Source organism: Salinicoccus siamensis (genome assembly GCF_042429615.1).
GTDB classification, from domain to species: domain Bacteria; phylum Bacillota; class Bacilli; order Staphylococcales; family Salinicoccaceae; genus Salinicoccus; species Salinicoccus siamensis.
Window position 1 is genome coordinate 1 of the sequence record NZ_JBHMAH010000032.1, and the last position, 18277, is coordinate 18277.

Genomic DNA, 18277 nt, shown 5'->3' on the forward strand with positions numbered 1-18277 from the left:
GCATAGAAAAGCGCCTGAGAATCTCCATTCTCAGGCGGGAAACATTTATATTATTTCATCTGTCAACTTGGTAGGGTTCAGATCAATTATCCAATACGGTCCTTTTCTCATTGATAGCCATCGTGCACAAGGTCTACCTTGCCATTATCCGGGCTGATTACTGTGCCGTGGACCGGCACGTCAGCAGGCATAAGGGGGTGGCTCTTGATCTTCTCAATGCTTTCAGTGATGCTTTCTTCTACGCTGTCGAAACCTTTGAGCCAGTTTTTGATATCTATACCCGAGTGCTCGAGTATATCGAATGTATTGTCTGGAATGCCCCGTGCCTTCATATTTGCAATCATAGGTTCCGGTTTCAATGAACCGAACCCGCAATCATGATGACCCATGACCATCACTTCCTCAGCGCCAAGCATATAGACCGCCACAAGTATGCTCCGCATGGTACTGCCATAGGAATGGGAAATGACGGCACCGGCATTCTGGATATGCTTGATGTCACCATTCTTCAACCCCAATGCTTTCGTCGACAGCTCCGTCAGGCGCGTATCCATACATGATATGAGTACAAGCTTCTTCTGCGGGGTTTTATCTGTGAGATACTCTTTATATTCTTTATTGTCTATAAATTCTTTGTTGAAGTCGAGTAGATCATACAGTAGACTCATTGTTCGCATTCTCCTTTTGCCGTTTCTTTTTCATTGAACGTTTATGCAGTATGGCATTGATCTGGGCCCCAAGGATGATGATGACGCCCGTGATGTATAACCATAATATCAGCACGATTACACCAGCGATACTGCCGTACGTGGCAGAATAGTTATTGAAGTTGGAGATGTAGAAACTGAATCCCCATGACGCCACCAGGAATGCGATGGTTGTAAAGATTGCACCTGGAATGACCGCTTTAATCTGCAGCTTGATATTCGGCGCTGTCGTGTAGATGACGACGAACACGATGAATACCAAGAGAACAGGCAGCAAGCTTCTGACAAGGTTCCATATGGTCTGGAACTGCTCATCCAGCCCTATGATGCCGAACATCAGATTACCGATCTGTTCGCCGAATACAATCAATACGAATGTAAGAAGGACGGAAATCGCAAGAATGATTGTAAAGACGATCGACAATGATTTGGCGATGAGGAAGTTTCTGTTATCTTCCACATCATACGCGACGTTGAAGGCATTCATCAGGGCAGTCATGCCGTTAGAGGCTGACCATAACGTCACAATCAGACCGACTGAGAGCAAACCACCATTGGAGTTTTCCATGACATCGGAAATGATGCCCTCCAACATGCTTGAGATGTCTGCCGGTGCGTAATCCCGGATGAACTGCGTAATCATTTCCTGATCTATCTGGAATAATGGAACCAGGGTCAACAGGAAGATCAGTAAAGGGAAGATCGCCAACAGGAAATAGTAGGCGAGCTGCGCCCCCATACCGGATGTATTGTCTTTTGAAAATTGAAACATCAGGTTTTGGAGGAAATTTCCGTCTTCCTTGTACTTGGCTGGTTTATTGATTTTAGAGACGTATAAGCGTTCATCCGGCTTCTTGCTTAATTTTGATTTGAATTCGACTTCTTCGACAAAAGTCTCACCTTCGGAATGCTTGTTTTTATCTACTATCTGTTCTTTCTCTTCTTGTTTCGCTTGATTCAGATAATCAGAATTGGATTGTTTAGACACATGCTCAACTCCTTATCTTTTAAAATAAAAAGGCCGACTGGCGTCAGCCCAACGTTTTTAATTCAACTTCTTTTGATCACGTTTTTTCATGAATGTATCTTTGGCATCCTTCAAGGACTCCTCGAGTTCAGGGTTATTGCGACGAATCTCTTCGACAGTCTCCTTCCAGAACATTACTTCGTCCTTGAGTGAATCGATTTTAGAAGGTTGACCGGAGCCGGAGTTCATCTTCTGCTTTGCCTCTTCTGGGTTTTGGGCATAATATTTGAGATCTTTTGTGCTACTCATTACCGAGTTCCTTGTGTTCTTGTCGATAAGGCTGAGTCCTGCACCTACGGCAGCACCAATCAGTATTGCTGGCAACATCTTATTCTTCATGTAAATTCTCCTTTTGGTTGATTTATAGTTGCTTATATCCATTTTAAACAACCTTCAAACTTTATTCATCCCTTAGTTGAATAAAAATTTTATTATTAATTCAACTTTGTTATTATTGTAATGAATTGATTCTATGAGATGGGGGAATGACCAATGGATAAGGAAAAAATGTTGAAGGATATAGAAAGTTCACTGAATGTGGTAAACAAAGGGGTGTTCAATGCAGAGGATTTCAGTGATGATAATGTCGAACAGCTCAATGAGATTCACGAAATGGTGACATCAAGAAATCAGATTACAGCCATCGAACAGACCGCCATAATCGAAGAATTATCAAAACTCAGGAAGTAAAGGAGAGACTTCAATGACTGAAAAAATTTCAAAGCTTGAAAAGTATGCCGATCTGCTTGTCGATGTAGGCCTGAATGTCCAAGAAGGGGGGCGAGTGTTCATAAGGTCTGCACAAGATGCTTTGCCGTTGATTCGCCTGGTTACCGAGAAAGCATATGAAAAAGGGGCGAAAGAAGTCAAAGTAAGCCTGACGGACGACGCGCTGACCAAACTCCATGCCAAACACCAGGAGAAAGAAGAGCTTGCAACCATCCACCAATGGATGATTGATGAGCGTATGCACTACTCTGATGAAAAAGCAGGCTTCCTGAGCATCACATCTTCTTCGCCGGAACTTTTGAAAGATATAGATCCAGAGAAGTTGAAAGCGATGCAGATTGCTTCAGGTAAAGCATTTAAGGACTTTTCAAACCGCATCCAATCCGATTACCACAGCTGGTGCGTCGCTGGTTATCCATCTCGTGACTGGGCAAGGCTTGTATTCCCGGATGAAAGTGACGATGATGCGGTAGAGGCGTTGCTTGACCTGATCCTCTACACTGTACGCGCAGATCAGGACGACCCTGTCGCAGCATGGCAGCAGCATGACGCACTCCTGCACGAGAAAGTCGACTACCTCAACGATAAAAAATATAATGCACTCCGGTATGAAGCACCCGGCACCGACTTGACGATCGGCCTACCGAAAGGGCACTTGTGGGCTGGCGCCTCAAGTGAAAATGAAGACGGCGAAACCTTCATGGCCAATATGCCGACCGAGGAAGTATTCAGCGTACCTGAGAAAACGCGTGTGGATGGATATGTATCCAATACACTGCCGCTCAGTTATGGCGGAAATCTGATAGACGATTTCAAGCTGACTTTCAAAGATGGTAAAGTCGTTGATTTCGAAGCGGGTAAAGGATATGAAGTCCTGAAAAATCTGCTTGATACCGACGAAGGTTCGAGGTACCTCGGAGAAGTGGCACTGGTACCGGACGACTCGCCGATATCAAACACGGGACGTCTGTTCTATAATACCCTCTTCGATGAAAATGCGTCATGCCATATCGCCCTGGGAGGTGCTTATGCCTTCTGCATCGAAGGCGGCAAGAACATGTCCCGGGAGGAGCTTGAGGCTGCTGGACTGAACGATTCGATCAGCCACGTCGACTTCATGATAGGTTCCGACGCACTCAACATCTACGGTATCACTGAGGACGGCAAGGAAGAGAAAGTATTTGAAAAAGGGAACTGGGCCTTCTAAAATTGTAGATGCAAAGAAGAAAAAATATGGTAGAATATAAATAATAGGATAAGTATTAGAGGAGGATTCACATGAGCTTTGGAATGATGTTCCTAATAACTATGGCTTTTATGTTCGCCATACTCGGATTTGCTGCGACACTTTACCACTTCCTGTCAAAAGCACTTACCGCTAAAGATGGACTTGTGATTGATACGCCGGAAGAAGCTTTGGAAAGAGATCTTTAGGTTCAGCATTATAAGAATGGGAAGGGATGATTGTATCCCTTCTTTTTTAATGTAGGGGATATGCTATTGTAGTAGTATTTGGGATGGAGGGAATAATAATGGAAAAAAAGATGTCGGAATCCTATACAGTAATGACTTCGAATGTGATGCCGCCCGACACGAACAATCATCAGACGCTCTACGGAGGAAGACTTATGGAATACATAGATGATGTGGCAGCGATTGCAGCAAGACGGCATTCGAGATCGAAAGTGGTGACTGCTTCCATAGACTCGGTCGATTTTCTGGAACCCATCAACTTGGGGGATGTCGTTATGCTGGAGGCAATGGTCACCCACACTGGGAAATCTTCCATGGAGATACTTGTCAAAGTATCAAAGGACACGTTGGAGAACGGTACAGAGAGGAAACTCGCCGCATTCAGCTTCCTCACTTTCGTCGCCTTGGATGATACAGGTTCATCCATCAGCGTACCAGGCCTCATCGCAGATAACGAGCGATTGAAGTGGCTGGACGAAACAGGGGAAGAGCGTGCTGAACATAGGCGCAAAAGGCGCGATCGCTCAAAGGCGTTACGGGAATTCTTTGCAACAGATCTTCTCGGTTAGGAGGGGTTAGATGCAGATAAAAAAAGTGGCCCGCGGCAAGAAGGGCATGTATGACATACAGATGGATGACGGCTCCTCCTTTAAGGCACATGAGGAGTCGGTAGTGAAGTACCGGCTCATACCCGAGAGAATACTTGGCGAGGAAGAGTATAACGAGGTATTGTCCGCCATCCAGTTTGATGCAGCTTATGTAAGGGCGCTCGGATACATCAGCTACAAGTTGAGGACAATCCATGAAATGAGAAAGTATCTGGCCGAAGACTATGCACCTGTAATGATTGATGAGACCATCAAACGGCTTGAAGAAGAAGGGTATCTGAACGATGCCCATTATGCAGAAGCCCTGAAGAATACAATGCTTGCCACCACAGATAAAGGGCCGCATGCCTTAGAACGGGAATTGAAGAAACATAAAGTCCACCCGGACATCATCCGCGAGAATGTCGAAAAGTTCAGTGCGCAGATCGATCCGGAGCGGATGAATAAGCTGAAGGATAAGCAGTTGAAGCGGCATAAGGGGTCTTATCAGCAATTTAAGATGAAACTCACCGAAAAACTTTATCAGAAGGGTTATACCGGCGGGCATCTGGCCATGATCGATTTCGATGATGACTACGATGAAGATGTGCATTTTAATCGGGACTTTGAAAAATACTTGAGGCGTTATCAAAAGAAAGAGACAGGATACGCCCTGAAGCAGAAGCTTATACAGGCAATGATGAGAAAAGGCTACACATATGATTCGATTCAGGAAAAGTTGGGAGGGCTGGATGATGAAACCTTTGAACACAATGACGAGACGTGAACTGGAGACCTATATCGCGGAAAAACGTGAAGCGATGAGGAAAGCGGAAATGATGGGGATTGAAAATGAATACCGTGTCAACGAGCGGCAAGTCCTGATAGCAGAGAGCTATTTCGTCGACCTATCCTTGATAGAAAATGGGAAGATATACAAAATCATCAGTAATGAGGACCATTACTTTAAAGTGGAGTACATCAAGGGGATCTTCGCATGGGGGTTCTTTATCGGAGGCGATGAAAAAGAGACGGGTATTCCGGTAAGCATGCTGCAATTGCCGAAGAAAGGATGATCTGATGGAAAACATCATTCTGCTCAGGGCCCTTGAGCTTACATATGCCAAGGAAGCATCTAAGTTCATAGACCGCATGCTTGGCAGATCTGAAGGCCTCATCTTGAAGGATGTCACCTTTCATCTGTATAAAGGAGAAGTTTTGGGTATACTGTCCGACTACAGGACACTCCATTATCTGAAGGAAGTGGTCAATGGTACACTTGATCTGAAAAAGGGCAAGGTCAAAACCGCAAGCTCAATGCTGAGCCTCGATGTGCTGGATCATGTGGATAATCCGCATCCTTTGGATATCTTCACGCGGGAGCTGCTTGAGGAGTTCATGGATGTAGAAGGCGTCCGAAAGGCAGAGGAACGCCTTTTGGAACTACCACTCTTCAGGAAGCATCAATATACTGCAATGAACAATCTCACAAGGCGTGAACTGGCGCTTGTGCTTCTTGAAATCTCAAAACAGGCCAATACCGATATTGTAATCTACTGCAATATGTACCACCATCTAGATAAGCAAGATAAAGAAGTGTTCAAAGAGACGATCAATGCCCTTGAAGCGGCCGAAAAAGGTGTGCTGCTACTTGAGAGTGGCATTGAACCGATTCAGACGCTTGCAAACTATTTCCTATGGCTCAGCTATGGCCAGATCAGGTATGACGGCAGTGTGCGCGAAGGTGTCCTTGAATATGGTGCTTATGAGAAGAAGAAGAGCCAGATAAAGAATATGGGGGAAGAAGCCCAGTTTGATATAGAGTGGAAACGTAATATTGAGGATTATGGGCGTTATGAACACGGCTTCAAGAGGATGAGCCGGAACCAGAGCGGCCTGATAGACCAGTTCAACGTGCAGAAAATCATCATCTCCGTAGTCTTGCTCTTCGTCATGTTCATGTCCAGCATAATCATTTTCATGGATATTTCATTTACAGATAGTCGGGCTGCAACTGAAGAGCCCGTTGCATTGCCAGAGGATGAAGAATCAGAGCGGTTCGCCTACGGCATCAATACCGATCCGGATCTGGAACTTGAAGGGGAGTCCATCCCCTACATGTATCTACTGGAAATATCGAGCGATAGGGAAGGCGATTATAGAATCGTGGAGGATGGATTGGATGTCGAAGTGGACGCCTCATCCATCCTGTACTTCAACCCGGCAAGCCTCTACCCTGAAACCACCTTGGTAGAACTCCTTCCATACACAGCCGACACATTCGGGGGTAGTTATCTTTTTTATAAAAAGTTCCTGAATGGAGGCGTGTCGCTGCTTAATGATGAAGTGGATACGATTACCGAGCAGACAGATAGATATGCGCGACTTGGTGTTCCCATCACTTATCATATAAAGGATGACGTAGTATTCTCGGTGTCTTTCCCAGCCGAAAACATCGAAGAGATGTATAAGGAATTCGGTGTTACGGAAGAAGATGCGATATTCCGCTTGCCGGAAGGTTATATGATCTTGGATGCATCGAACGAAACATGGTTATACATCAACCGCTAGGAGGGCTGCCATGAACCACAAAACAAAATATCTCATCCGTCAGATATACAGACAGACCTCCATTTTTTCGACCCATACACTCACCCCACTGTTCGTATATGCCGGCGGACTCGGATTTCTACTGATCGCCATGGCAATCATGGATAAAAATGCAGTTGTGGAATATCTTTACACACTTGTCGGTATAATGAGTGCGGTATGGCTGTTCGGGATGGTGGTCCTTAACGAGAATGCGTTCTACTACAAGGACTCAGTCGTCAAGATGAGCTACATTCCGATGTATATGAGAATAGTGCCATCGGTCATATTCCAGACTTTCGTCTTTCTGATGTTTATAGTACTTTATAGCGCATTTACCGCACTTGTCATAGAGGACTGGCTCATCAACATATTCACACTCCTATATTATCTGATTTTGGGCGTGCTGTTGACCCTGCCTTTTACAATGCTCTACCTATCAGCTAAAATCAAAAAAAGACGCACTGTCGATGTATTCGTCTTCATCGTCCTTGTGATATCAGTCCCCGTACTCTACAGGCCTGAACAGCTTGAACCATGGATTTCAAGCCTGTTGAGTTTGAATCCGTTCTACTATGTCATCAACGGATTGCAGACGAACGCAGTGCAGATCCCCTGGAACATCAATAGGTTGCCGCATGACATCTTGTTCATTGGGCAATTGATATTCCTGTACCTGTGGATGTTCGAATACTACAGTAAAACTAAAATCAACATGTACCAATTCAAAATAAAGCGACCAGGTCAATGACCGGTCGCTTTATTGGTTGAAGCATCAGTTTTCTGCGAGTTTCTTCTGGAGCTTGCTTTCTGAAAATACCCATCCTGTGTAGCTATGTTCAACCTCGTTCGTATGACGGTTGACATGCATGATGCAGACGAACGGGTAATGCCCCTCCTTCAAGTATCTTAAATCAATATAGCGTATCTCGACGATGTCTTCCGAAATATCTGTCACTTCGTAAGTGTAGATCGATGAGAAGAAGGTGAAAGCTTTGAAATTCTTATCCTGTTTGATGCTGTTGAACCGTTCCTCTTCGATAGGCGGACTTTTGGTGAAGCGGTCGTAGAAGAGTATCTGACCGCGGAAACTCCGTCCGACATAATAGGAGGATTGTGCTACAGTAACTATACGCCATTCAAAGAAGCGGATGGTCGGCATACAGAATACGCGTTTGATATATTCATTGGGTAACAGATGCTCCACCTGCTTTTTCAAGTATGATTGTATGAAGAAGCGGGTGACATAATAGATGAACATAACTAGGTAAAGAACAATGAACAGCGTCACAGGTGATATACCAAAATACCATAATATGAAAAAGAGCACATGCATGATGATGATCGGGATATCTATTGTATTGATGACGCTCAGTTGAATCCAAGTATGGGTGATGGGTCGTAGAGCCTGTGTGCCGTAGGAGTTGAATATATCAACGAAAACATGAAGGAACACGGCGAACTGTATCCAGAGGTACATGTTCAGCGCAGGCAGATCGAACAGCAATACGCTTAAGGCCGTCAGGAGGACAGGCCATATGAAAAAAGTGAAGGGGAGGGAGTGGGTAATGCCACGATGGTGGGTGATGTATACCGCATTGTTCTTCATCTTCATCACAGTATCTATATCGGGTATCAGGGAAGCACCTACTATTACAGAGGCGAACCCGACCGAGAGAGGTTCTATTGTCGGATCGATTGCGGCGAGCCCGACGATGGTACCACCCATCAATGTATGCGTCAAAGTATCCATGTGAAATCTCCCCATTCGAATAATGTAATTAAGTTGGAGGAAAGTATCTATGCTAAAAACTTCAGAATTCAGCCATAACCTGCTTGCCTGGTATCATTTGAATCAAAGGTCGCTTCCGTGGAGGAAGACACGAGACCCATATAAAATATGGCTAAGTGAGGTCATGCTGCAACAGACGCAAGTCATTACTGCTATACCCTACTTTGAGAAATTTATAACAAAATATCCTGATATAGACAGCTTGGCTGCAGCTGATGAAGAGGCGCTCCTAAAGGACTGGGAGGGTCTCGGCTACTACAATCGAATCAGAAACTTCCAGGCGGCAGTCAAGGAAGTGAAAGAACATTACGGATCGGTCGTACCAGATGATCCCGAAGTGTTTTTCAAGCTGAAGGGCGTAGGGCCTTATATAGGAGGCGCAGTCCAAAGCATTGCGTTCAATCATCTCATAGCAGCAGTGGATGGCAATGTCCTCCGCGTAATGTCACGGCTGGATGCAGATGATCGTGAAATGACCAAACCTTCTGTTCAAAAGACAGTCAAGGAGAGGGTTGAGACATTGATTCCTCTTGAAGCTGGTGACTTCAACCAGGCCTTGATGGAACTCGGTGCCACCATATGTACACCGAGAGCACCGAAATGCATCATATGTCCTGTCAGGCAGCATTGCGAAGCCTATCAGGAGAATAGGGTTTCAGAACTGCCGGTCAAGAAAAAGGCAAAGAAGAAGAGTGAATACTATTATAACGTATATTTCATCCTGAATGGTAAAAATGAGATCCTGCTACAGAAGCAAGAAGGCACATTGCTGCAGGGCATGTATGAATTGCCGCGTTTTGATGTGGATACGTCACTTGAAACAATCGAGGAGAGTTTGGGCATAGAGGTCCATCACAAGGGAGAGCATATAGGAAGCGTCTCGCATGTCTTCACCCATAAAAAATGGTTCATGGAAGGATATATCCTGTATACACGCGATATCCACCCGGAATTCATAAAACTTGAAGATGTCGGTAACCTGCCGATGAGTAGGGCGATGCAGAAGCTATACCACTTGTTTGAGGCCATGGGCGGATGACTATATACCTGACTCTACGTATGCTATAATACAATAGTATAATTTTAAAGGTGGTGTGGAATATGACTCTGGAATCCATACCGGAGGAAGGCAGCAAGGTAAAGATTCAGAGCTATAAGCATGACGGTAACATCCACCGGGTGTGGTCTGAGACGACCATCCTAAAGGGAAGCGATCATGTGGTGATCGGCGGCAATAACCGGACGCTCGTCACAGAGAGTGACGGCCGCACCTGGGTGACCCGGGAACCTGCAATCGTCTACTTTCATGCAGAATACTGGTTCAATGTAATCTGCATGTTCAGGGAAGATGGGGTCTACTATTACTGCAATATTTCATCCCCCTACCTTTATGATGGAGAGGCACTGAAATATATCGATTATGATCTGGATATTAAAGTGTACCCGGACGGCAAGTACCATCTGCTTGATGAGGACGAATACCGTCTGCACAAGAACAGGATGAATTATCCGGAAGATATCGATAGGATATTAAGGCACAACGTCGATGTGCTTCAACACTGGATCGAAAAGAAGAAAGGTCCGTTTGCACCAGATTTCATAAAAGTATGGCAGGGCAGGTTCAATAATGATTTTAAATCATACTAAAAATCAATCAACTTAAAGAGTTGGTTGTTTTTTATGTAGGAAAAGGAAGTTTTTCTGTGATAAGACGCTACATGCAATTTGTCAAACCGTATAAATGGCTGATCATATTGACGATACTCATCGGCGTCCTCAAATTCGGGATTCCGCTTCTGTTGCCGTTGCTCATCAAATATACCATCGATGATATCATCATGCCGGAGGGCTTAGGCACAGATGAGAGAATCGATATGCTGATTCAAGTCCTTCTGCTCTTTTCATTCATCTTCATCATCGTCAGGCCGCCTGTCGAATATTTCAGGCAATACCTTGCCCAGTGGACAAGCAATAAGGTCCTCTACGACATCAGAAAGAAAATGTATGGCCACCTCCAGATGTTGAGTGCCAAATTCTATTCCAACAGCAAGGTTGGCGAAATCATCTCCCGGGTCATCAATGATGTGGAGCAGACTAAAAGCTTCATCATGACAGGGTTGATGAACATCTGGCTCGACCTGGTGACGATCTTGATCGCTCTTGGAATCATGTTTTCGATGAACGGTGAATTGACGTTGGTGTCGATAATCATCTTCCCCCTCTATATATTCGGGGTGTGGTATTTCTTCGGTAAACTGAGGAACCTTACACGCGAGCGTTCCCAGGCGCTAGCTGAAGTGCAGGGTTTTCTTCACGAGCGCATACAGGGAATCAATGTAATAAAGAGTTTTGCGGTTGAAAAGAATGAAGCTGGAAATTTCAATAAGCACAACAACAACTTTCTGAGCAAGGCCACAACCCATGCAAAATGGACGGCGAGAAGTTTTTCCGTTGTCAATACGGTCACGGATATCGGACCGCTTCTTGTAGTGGGGTATGGCGCCTATCAGGTGATCCAGGGTAACCTTACCGTCGGGACGCTTGCTGCATTCATTGCATATCTGGACCGTCTGTACGGTCCGCTCAGAAGGCTCGTTTCGTCATCTACTACATTGACGCAGAGTATCGCGTCGATGGATCGTGTCTTCCAGCTCTTTGATGAAGAATATGATGTCAAAGACCGGCCAGGTGCCAAACAGCTTGAACATACTGATGGCAACATTGAATTCAGGGATGTCGGATTCGACTACAACGGAGAAGATACGGATACGTTGAAGCATATCAATTTCCGTGTTGGAAGCGGTGAAACTGTTGCATTCGTCGGTATGAGCGGGGGAGGCAAATCCACCCTGGTCACACTGATTCCGAGGTTCTATGATGTGACTGCCGGTAAGGTGACGATCGACAACACCGACATCAGGGACTACACGATTGAATCCCTACGTAACAATGTGGGGCTCGTCATGCAGGACAACATCCTGTTCTCCGACAGCATACGGGAAAATATAATGCTTGCCAAACCTGATGCAACTGAGGAAGAGATGCTGGAAGCAACAGCAAGGGCGAACGCCCATGAGTTCATCATGGAGCTGCCGGAAGGCTATGATACCGAAGTCGGGGAACGGGGCGTCAAATTATCCGGGGGGCAGAAGCAACGCATTGCCATTGCTCGGGTATTCCTTAAAAATCCGCCTATTTTGATCCTTGATGAAGCCACCAGTGCCCTGGATCTCGAAAGCGAGAGTATCATCCAGGATACATTGCTGGAACTGTCACAAAATCGGACGACGATCATCGTTGCACACAGGCTTTCAACGATTACGCACGCTGACCGTATATTCGTGATGGCGGATGGCCAGATAAGGGAATCAGGATCCCATGCAGAACTGATGAAAAAGCAGGGGGATTATTATAATCTCTACAGCATCCAAAACCTATAAAAGGGGTGAAGTCTAATGGCTGTAATTGATATCAGCTTTCTTGGAGAAGATACATTAAATGCAGCAAAGCAGCTCCTTGGTGTAGAAGTGATCACTCATATAGATGGGGTGGAGACAAGCGGTTTCATCACTGAAACCGAAGCCTACCTCGGGCTCAACGATCGCGCGGCGCATACATTCGGGGGCAAGATGACTAAAAAGAATGAAATGATGTTCAATGATTTCGGTCATATCTATGTCTATACCATGCATGGGCACCACTGCATGAATATCCTGACGAAGGAGCGCGAACACCCAGAAGGTGTCCTGATCCGGGGGATAGAACCGAATCACGGCATCGAGACGATGATTGACAGGCGGGGGCGCGAGAAAGGATTGACTGATGGTCCGGGTAAATTGACCAAATCCCTCGGCATCAGACGAGAGCTTCACAATGGCATTGAACTGAACAACGGCATATTGACTTTGAGGGAAGGTAGGACGCCGAGAGAGATAGAGGCGACCAAACGCATCGGTATCGACAATAAGGCTGAAGCGACAGATTATCTTTACCGCTTCATAGTTAAAGGAAATCCTCATGTCAGCAGATTCCGCGGTAAACCTCTGGACAACAACGGATGGAAATGAAAAAGCTCAGGTGCTTAAGCACCTGAGCTTTTTATATATCCAAAGTTTCATCTTGGATGTTTATTTTATTTTTATCAGAATGGAATTTGAAGAAGCTGGATGTGAGTCGGTCAAGGCGGTCAAGAGAGTTGGAATACTCATGCAATGATGAGATGAATTCTAGAATATTTTCATACTGGACTTTCTCATCCTCTGTTTCTGCTTCCTGATACAGCTTGACGAAATCATCCATCATGGTGTTTTCGGAACGGTCTTCTATGTCATATATTTCAAATTCGGCTTCCGGACGGATCTTTTCAGTGAATTTCATGAATATCTGCTCATGATAGGCCATCAGTTGGTCCATTTCATGCCTGATCCGAAATCTGAAATCCTCATCCAGATGATTATAGTCATTTTCATAACGGTTGAGCTTACGCAGTAGTTCAAAAGCTCTGCGGGTAGATGAAATGAGATGCCTGAACAGGATCTTGCGTCTGGCGGATGCGAAACGATTACGCTTGAGATAACTTTTTTCCTCGCGGTACCACAAATACATCGTTTCGAGTGTAACGACTCTCGTACGTAGGGATTCAATATCCTTTTTGACGATTTGATATTCACTTACCGCATTGAGTTCGAGACGGAGCCATTTAAAGATGTCGCTCGTTATATTGAAACAGTTATGGTACATTTTCGTCTCGTATTTTGGCGGTATGAACAGCAGGTTGACCAGAAGTGATGATAGGACACCAATCATCACCAGCGAAAATCGAGTGCCCGCTGCTTCAAGGAAATCGAGGGAAGTGGATGACTCCATGACAGTCGGCGCATCCATGATGGCAATCATCGTGACCACGGCAAGCGCCGATACACTCTGTAAGTTGAAGAACAGCAACACTGCGAGGACGAGAATCACAGTAAGTCCGATTACGATGATGTTGTTGCCGAACAGGAGCACCATGATGATTGCGGCTATTGCGCCGAGCAGGTTGCCCTGGAATTGGTCCCATGTCCGCATCACAGATCTGTGGACGTTCGGTTGCAGGGCGAAAACGGCGGCGATTGCAGCAATCAATGAAGGTTGTAAATTGAAGAAATTCGTAACCATCAAGGTTAGAACAACGGTAATGCCTGTCTTGAAGACTCTAGCGCCAAACCGCATGGCAGCATCTCCTAAAAATCATTTTTGAAAACATCCTCTACAATCGCAAGGGTCTCTTCAATATCTGCTTCAGTATGCTCAGTAGTCAGGAACCACGCTTCATACTTGGAAGGTGCAATATTGATTCCGCGATCTATCAGGCCGTTGAAGAACTTGGCGAATGCTTCACCGTCACTGGCCTCAGCCATAGTGTAATCAGTCACCGACTCTTCTGTAAAGTAAATGGTCAGTGCACCCTTGAGGCGATTGATCGTCGCTTTAATGTCATACTTATCTATCAGGTCAACCAAGCCATCTTCAAGTTTTTTACCGAGGTTGTCGAGCGTCTCGTACACCCCAGGCTGCTCAAGGATTTCAAGGCAGGCTAAACCGGCTGCCATACTCAGTGGGTTTCCGGCCATGGTACCAGCCTGGTAGGCAGGGCCAAGAGGGGCCACACTTTCCATTATATCCTTGCGGCCACCGTAGGCTCCAATTGGAGTGCCACCGCCGATGATTTTGCCTAGAGCAGTAAGATCCGGCTCGACAGCAAGCAGATTTTGGGCCCCACCGAACATGAACCTGAAAGCAGTGATGACTTCGTCATATATGACGAGTGAACCATTATCATGGGAAATCTCATTTATCGCCTCAAGGAAACCATCCTCGGGTTCGACGATGCCGAAGTTGCCTACAATAGGTTCAACCAGCACGGCTGCGATTTCATCCTTGAAATGGGAGATGGCCGTCTTGAAGTCATCGAGATTGTTGAATGGTACGGTAATGACATCCTCTGCAACCCCTTTAGGCACTCCGGCAGAGTCTGGTGTGCCAAGCTGCGCCGGTCCGCTTCCGGCAGCGACGAGCACGAGGTCGGAGTGGCCGTGGTAGCATCCTTCGAATTTAAGTATTTTATTGCGTCCTGTATATGCCCGTGCAATACGGATCGTCGTCATGACAGCTTCTGTACCTGAGTTCACGAAACGGACACGCTCTAATGAAGGGATGGCTTCTTTAATCTTTTTACCGAAGTCCACTTCAAGGGTCGTCGGGGCACCATACAGTATTCCTTTGCTGCTCTGTTCGGCTATTGCTTCATGTATCCTCGGATGGGCATGTCCGGTAATGATTGGGCCATAGGCCCCGAGATAGTCAATATAGCGGTTGCCGTCAACGTCATAGAAGTAGGCGCCTTCGCCTCGATCCATAACGACCGGTGCTCTGTCGCCCACCGCTTTGTACGAACGGGAAGGGGAGTTGACGCCACCTAAAATTACATTTTCCGCTTCAGCACGGAGTGCTTCTGATTTCTTATGAGAGTACATATTACTTCATCCTTTAGCATCTTTTTTTACAATCAGTATTCTACCATATACCGGGGGCTTATTTAAGAAGTAACATCTATTGAGCGTAAAGGGAAATTTATGTATCATCAGGAGTAAGAAACCTTTAGGAGGACTACAGATGGAAAAATTTCCTCAGTTCGAACTTGAGAATCAAGATGGCGAGCGCATCACCAATGAAGACTTTGGAGACAGGACGGTCATCTATTTCTATCCAAAAGATAATACACCTGGGTGTACGACGCAGGCATGTGATCTTAGGGACAATATGGCGCGTCTGAATGAATTGGGAGTCAAAGTATACGGTGTAAGCGGGGATTCAAAGAGAAAACACCAGAATTTCATCGAGAAAAACAGCTTGAACTTCGATCTGCTGGTCGATGAGGGATTCAAATTGTCTGAGGCTCTTGGGGTGTACAGAAAGAAGAAGGCCTTCGGCAAGGAATTTATGGGGATTGTGCGTACGACATTCATTGTTGATAAGGAAGGCAATATAATGAAGCGGTGGGATGATGTCAATGCGAAATCGCATATGGATGAACTTAAAGCATATATGGAAGGAGTGCAGTAGATGAAACATATCCTATCCACAGTGCACCTGAAACCACATATGGTCGAAGCTATAGAGGAAGCACATCCAGAACTGACATATATCTACCGGAAATCTGAAGAAATGACTGAGGAAGATAAAGCGTGGTGTGATATTTTCGTCACCTATGGCTCGGACTTCACATCAGAAGATGTTGGATCCTTCAAAAATTTAAAGTGGATGATGGTCATGAGTGCTGGTCTCGATGACCTCCCGCTTGAGGAATTGGAACATGTTCATATCACGAACGCAAGAGGCATCCACAAAATCCAAATGACTGAATATACGATTGGCCTGCTGCTTGATTTCTACAAAGGATTCCATCAATTGAAAGAAGACCAGGCGCAGGGTCATTGGAGAAAGAATGCCAAAACCGAAGAGATATACGATAAGTCTGTTCATATTCTGGGTACAGGCAGCATCGGTAGCCATCTTGCTTCCGTATTGGAGGCATTCGGCCTGAAGACGACTGGCTATAACACGACGGGGCATGAGGCAGAAGGATTTCAGGCTGTGCATGCAATCAGCGACTTGAATACCGAAATAGGCGCTGCTGACATCGTAGTGAATATTCTACCAAGCACACCTGATACGAAACATATGCTTGATTTGGATTTTTTCAAAGAGATGAAAGAGTCTGCGGTATTCGTCAATATCGGACGTGGCGACATCATGACTGACGAAACGATAACGGCAGTCCTCGAAGAAGGCATGATCAGGCATATGATACTTGACGTCTTCAATGAGGAACCGTTGCCTAAAACCCATGAGTTCTATACGTTCGACAATCTTACAATTACCCCCCACGCTTCTTCCAAGACGTCAGGGTATCTGAAGCGTGGATTTGAAATATTCATGCGGAATCTCCTGCATATGAATGATTTCAATGCCATGGAGAATATAATAGAGCCAAGTAGAGGATATTGATCTACGTGATTTGACAAACAATTTCCCCACCGAGTACAATAATCTTATTATAGTAGTCAGTTAATAGAAAGAAGGTATCAATATGAAGATGATGGATGCCCATGATCGGTTTACCGAGTCGATCAACGCGCTGAAAGAGACTGGCGTCAGAATAACGCCTCAAAGAAAATCAGTGCTCAAGTATATGATTGAAACCGAAGATCACCCGACTGCTGATGATATTTTCAAAGCGCTGTCGAATGAATATCCCAATATGAGCGTCGCAACCATATATAACAATCTGAAGCTGTTCAAGGAAACTGGGCTTGTCAAAGAACTTACTTACGGAGATTCCTCGAGCAGATTTGATTTCATTACAGATACGCATTATCACATCATCTGCAGTGAATGCGGAAAGATCACCGATTTCCATTATCCAGGGCTTGAAGAGGTCGAACACTTGGCAGGGTCGGTCACATCTTATGATGTAAGCCACCATAGGCTCGAGATATACGGCACTTGCCCGGAATGTAGGGAAGCATAGATGAAATGCAAAAAGAAGAGCTGGCTTATGCCTGCTCGTCTTTTTGCATGTTTCCGTCTTGTTTTTTCTCTTCAATTGCCTTTTCCCTACGGTGGGGGACATTGTAGTCGAGGCTGAAATCCTCGCCTTCAAGTTCCTTATCTACTGTGAGTGGTTCCTTGCAGTGCTGGCAGAAATCCACATGTCCAAGTATCTTCGTATGCCTTTCGCAATTCGGACATTGAACTGTGAGCGCACGTGTACTTATCATACCGACCCAGAAGTAGATAGCAAAACTTAAGAGAATCGGCAGCAGTCCTACGAAGAGGAATATGCCAAAGAGCCAAGGTATGGTTCTGAAGAACACCCCAGCGTACATGATAATCATACCTATGAATATCAAGGCCAATGCATAGCCTCTTATCCTTAAGATTTTATTGCCCTGTTTTTTCATATACTAATTCACCTCTGAAATTCATTATATACAACTTGAGCCTTTTATGATAATCTAATATTTAGCATTTGGTGAACAAGTTGTGATTAAAAAAGATTTGAAAAAGTTTTTGAAAAGCGTTGACACCAATTGCGTAAATTGCTATGATATAAAAGTCGCTGATTTGAACGGCGCCCAACAGAACGCTGAAGCAATAAAACATTAATTTCAAAAAAATAATCGAAAGTGTAAAACTTACCGTTGATTATTTCAAAGATATGATGTAACATTGTAAAAGTCAGCTCGAAACAACTAACGAAGAGAACATTGAAAACTGAATGACAATATGTCAACGTTAATTCCAATAAACCGGATGGTTAATCCATCCA

Annotated in this window: 22 protein-coding genes; 15 read left to right on the plus strand and 7 right to left on the minus strand. The window is 45.1% G+C overall.

Annotated features, from left to right (window positions below):
• Positions 1-107 precede the first annotated feature (107 nt).
• The 3 genes from ACFFLE_RS10960 to ACFFLE_RS10970 are packed head-to-tail and all read right to left on the minus strand — an operon-like array spanning position 108 to position 2073.
• Positions 108-668 carry a beta-class carbonic anhydrase gene (locus tag ACFFLE_RS10960; protein ID WP_380572149.1) on the minus strand — a complete coding sequence of 187 codons (561 nt, stop codon included), beginning with the start codon at positions 666-668 and terminating at the stop codon, positions 108-110.
• A complete protein-coding gene (locus ACFFLE_RS10965) occupies positions 652-1695 on the minus strand; it encodes a YihY/virulence factor BrkB family protein (protein ID WP_380572151.1) in 1044 nt (347 codons plus the stop codon). Before ACFFLE_RS10965 ends, ACFFLE_RS10960 begins: the two co-directional genes overlap by 17 nt.
• Before the next feature lie 57 nt (positions 1696-1752).
• Positions 1753-2073, minus strand: coding sequence for a YtxH domain-containing protein (locus tag ACFFLE_RS10970; protein WP_380572153.1), 321 nt, complete (start codon positions 2071-2073; stop codon positions 1753-1755).
• Positions 2074-2226: 153 nt separating this feature from the next.
• Here ACFFLE_RS10970 and ACFFLE_RS10975 point away from each other — a divergent pair, with 153 nt between their 5' ends.
• The 8 genes from ACFFLE_RS10975 (at position 2227) to ACFFLE_RS11010 (ending at position 7863) form a co-directional block, all read left to right on the plus strand.
• A complete protein-coding gene (locus tag ACFFLE_RS10975; RefSeq protein ID WP_344700667.1) occupies positions 2227-2424 on the plus strand; it encodes a DUF1128 family protein in 198 nt (65 codons plus the stop codon).
• Positions 2425-2437: 13 nt separating this feature from the next.
• Positions 2438-3670, plus strand: a complete 1233-nt coding sequence (locus ACFFLE_RS10980; RefSeq protein ID WP_380572156.1) for an aminopeptidase — start codon at positions 2438-2440, stop codon at positions 3668-3670.
• 71 nt (positions 3671-3741) lie between these two features.
• Entirely contained in the window at positions 3742-3897 is a 156-nt protein-coding gene (locus ACFFLE_RS10985; protein WP_380572158.1) for a hypothetical protein, read from the plus strand.
• 98 nt (positions 3898-3995) lie between these two features.
• Positions 3996-4505, plus strand: coding sequence for an acyl-CoA thioesterase (locus ACFFLE_RS10990; RefSeq protein ID WP_380572160.1), 510 nt, complete (start codon positions 3996-3998; stop codon positions 4503-4505).
• Between the two features lie 10 nt (positions 4506-4515).
• On the plus strand, positions 4516-5310 hold the full coding sequence (locus ACFFLE_RS10995) for a RecX family transcriptional regulator (RefSeq protein WP_380572162.1): 795 nt from the start codon (positions 4516-4518) through the stop codon (positions 5308-5310).
• Positions 5279-5599, plus strand: a complete 321-nt coding sequence (locus tag ACFFLE_RS11000; protein WP_380572190.1) for a YfhH family protein — start codon at positions 5279-5281, stop codon at positions 5597-5599. Before ACFFLE_RS10995 ends, ACFFLE_RS11000 begins: the two co-directional genes overlap by 32 nt.
• A 4-nt stretch (positions 5600-5603) precedes the next feature.
• Positions 5604-7094, plus strand: coding sequence for a mediator of RNA polymerase II transcription subunit 10 (locus ACFFLE_RS11005; protein ID WP_380572164.1), 1491 nt, complete (start codon positions 5604-5606; stop codon positions 7092-7094).
• 10 nt (positions 7095-7104) lie between these two features.
• Positions 7105-7863, plus strand: coding sequence for a hypothetical protein (locus ACFFLE_RS11010; protein WP_380572166.1), 759 nt, complete (start codon positions 7105-7107; stop codon positions 7861-7863).
• Between the two features lie 24 nt (positions 7864-7887).
• Here ACFFLE_RS11010 and ACFFLE_RS11015 read toward each other — a convergent pair whose 3' ends face one another.
• Complete coding sequence (locus tag ACFFLE_RS11015) at positions 7888-8865, minus strand: metal-dependent hydrolase (RefSeq protein ID WP_380572168.1); 978 nt, start codon at positions 8863-8865, stop codon at positions 7888-7890.
• Positions 8866-8914: 49 nt separating this feature from the next.
• Here ACFFLE_RS11015 and mutY point away from each other — a divergent pair, with 49 nt between their 5' ends.
• The 4 genes from mutY (at position 8915) to ACFFLE_RS11035 (ending at position 12971) form a co-directional block, all read left to right on the plus strand.
• A complete protein-coding gene (gene mutY, locus ACFFLE_RS11020) occupies positions 8915-9943 on the plus strand; it encodes an A/G-specific adenine glycosylase (RefSeq protein WP_380572170.1) in 1029 nt (342 codons plus the stop codon).
• Between the two features lie 62 nt (positions 9944-10005).
• Positions 10006-10551, plus strand: a complete 546-nt coding sequence (gene ntdP / locus ACFFLE_RS11025) for a nucleoside tri-diphosphate phosphatase (protein WP_380572172.1) — start codon at positions 10006-10008, stop codon at positions 10549-10551.
• Between the two features lie 56 nt (positions 10552-10607).
• Positions 10608-12344: an ABC transporter ATP-binding protein gene (locus ACFFLE_RS11030; protein ID WP_380572174.1), complete on the plus strand. Its 1737-nt coding sequence runs from the start codon at positions 10608-10610 to the stop codon at positions 12342-12344.
• Between the two features lie 15 nt (positions 12345-12359).
• Positions 12360-12971, plus strand: coding sequence for a DNA-3-methyladenine glycosylase (locus ACFFLE_RS11035; RefSeq protein WP_380572176.1), 612 nt, complete (start codon positions 12360-12362; stop codon positions 12969-12971).
• A gap of 31 nt (positions 12972-13002) precedes the next feature.
• Here the strand turns inward: ACFFLE_RS11035 and ACFFLE_RS11040 are convergent, their stop codons facing one another.
• Positions 13003-14115, minus strand: coding sequence for an FUSC family protein (locus tag ACFFLE_RS11040; RefSeq protein ID WP_380572178.1), 1113 nt, complete (start codon positions 14113-14115; stop codon positions 13003-13005).
• An 11-nt stretch (positions 14116-14126) separates the two neighbouring features.
• Positions 14127-15419 carry a glutamate-1-semialdehyde 2,1-aminomutase gene (locus tag ACFFLE_RS11045; RefSeq protein WP_380572180.1) on the minus strand — a complete coding sequence of 431 codons (1293 nt, stop codon included), beginning with the start codon at positions 15417-15419 and terminating at the stop codon, positions 14127-14129.
• Between the two features lie 139 nt (positions 15420-15558).
• Between ACFFLE_RS11045 and bcp the strand changes: the two genes are divergently transcribed.
• From bcp to perR, 3 genes are all read left to right on the plus strand, one after another.
• Positions 15559-16008 carry a thioredoxin-dependent thiol peroxidase gene (gene bcp / locus ACFFLE_RS11050; protein ID WP_380572182.1) on the plus strand — a complete coding sequence of 150 codons (450 nt, stop codon included), beginning with the start codon at positions 15559-15561 and terminating at the stop codon, positions 16006-16008.
• On the plus strand, positions 16009-16953 hold the full coding sequence (locus ACFFLE_RS11055) for a D-2-hydroxyacid dehydrogenase (RefSeq protein WP_380572184.1): 945 nt from the start codon (positions 16009-16011) through the stop codon (positions 16951-16953).
• Positions 16954-17035: 82 nt separating this feature from the next.
• The gene (gene perR, locus ACFFLE_RS11060; RefSeq protein WP_380572186.1) at positions 17036-17476 is read left to right on the plus strand and encodes a peroxide-responsive transcriptional repressor PerR; all 441 of its coding nucleotides are present in this window, start codon (positions 17036-17038) and stop codon (positions 17474-17476) included.
• A gap of 25 nt (positions 17477-17501) precedes the next feature.
• Here perR and ACFFLE_RS11065 read toward each other — a convergent pair whose 3' ends face one another.
• Positions 17502-17909 (minus strand): DUF2614 family zinc ribbon-containing protein, encoded by a 408-nt coding sequence (locus ACFFLE_RS11065; protein WP_380572188.1) that lies wholly within the window; start codon positions 17907-17909, stop codon positions 17502-17504.
• Positions 17910-18277 lie beyond the last annotated feature (368 nt).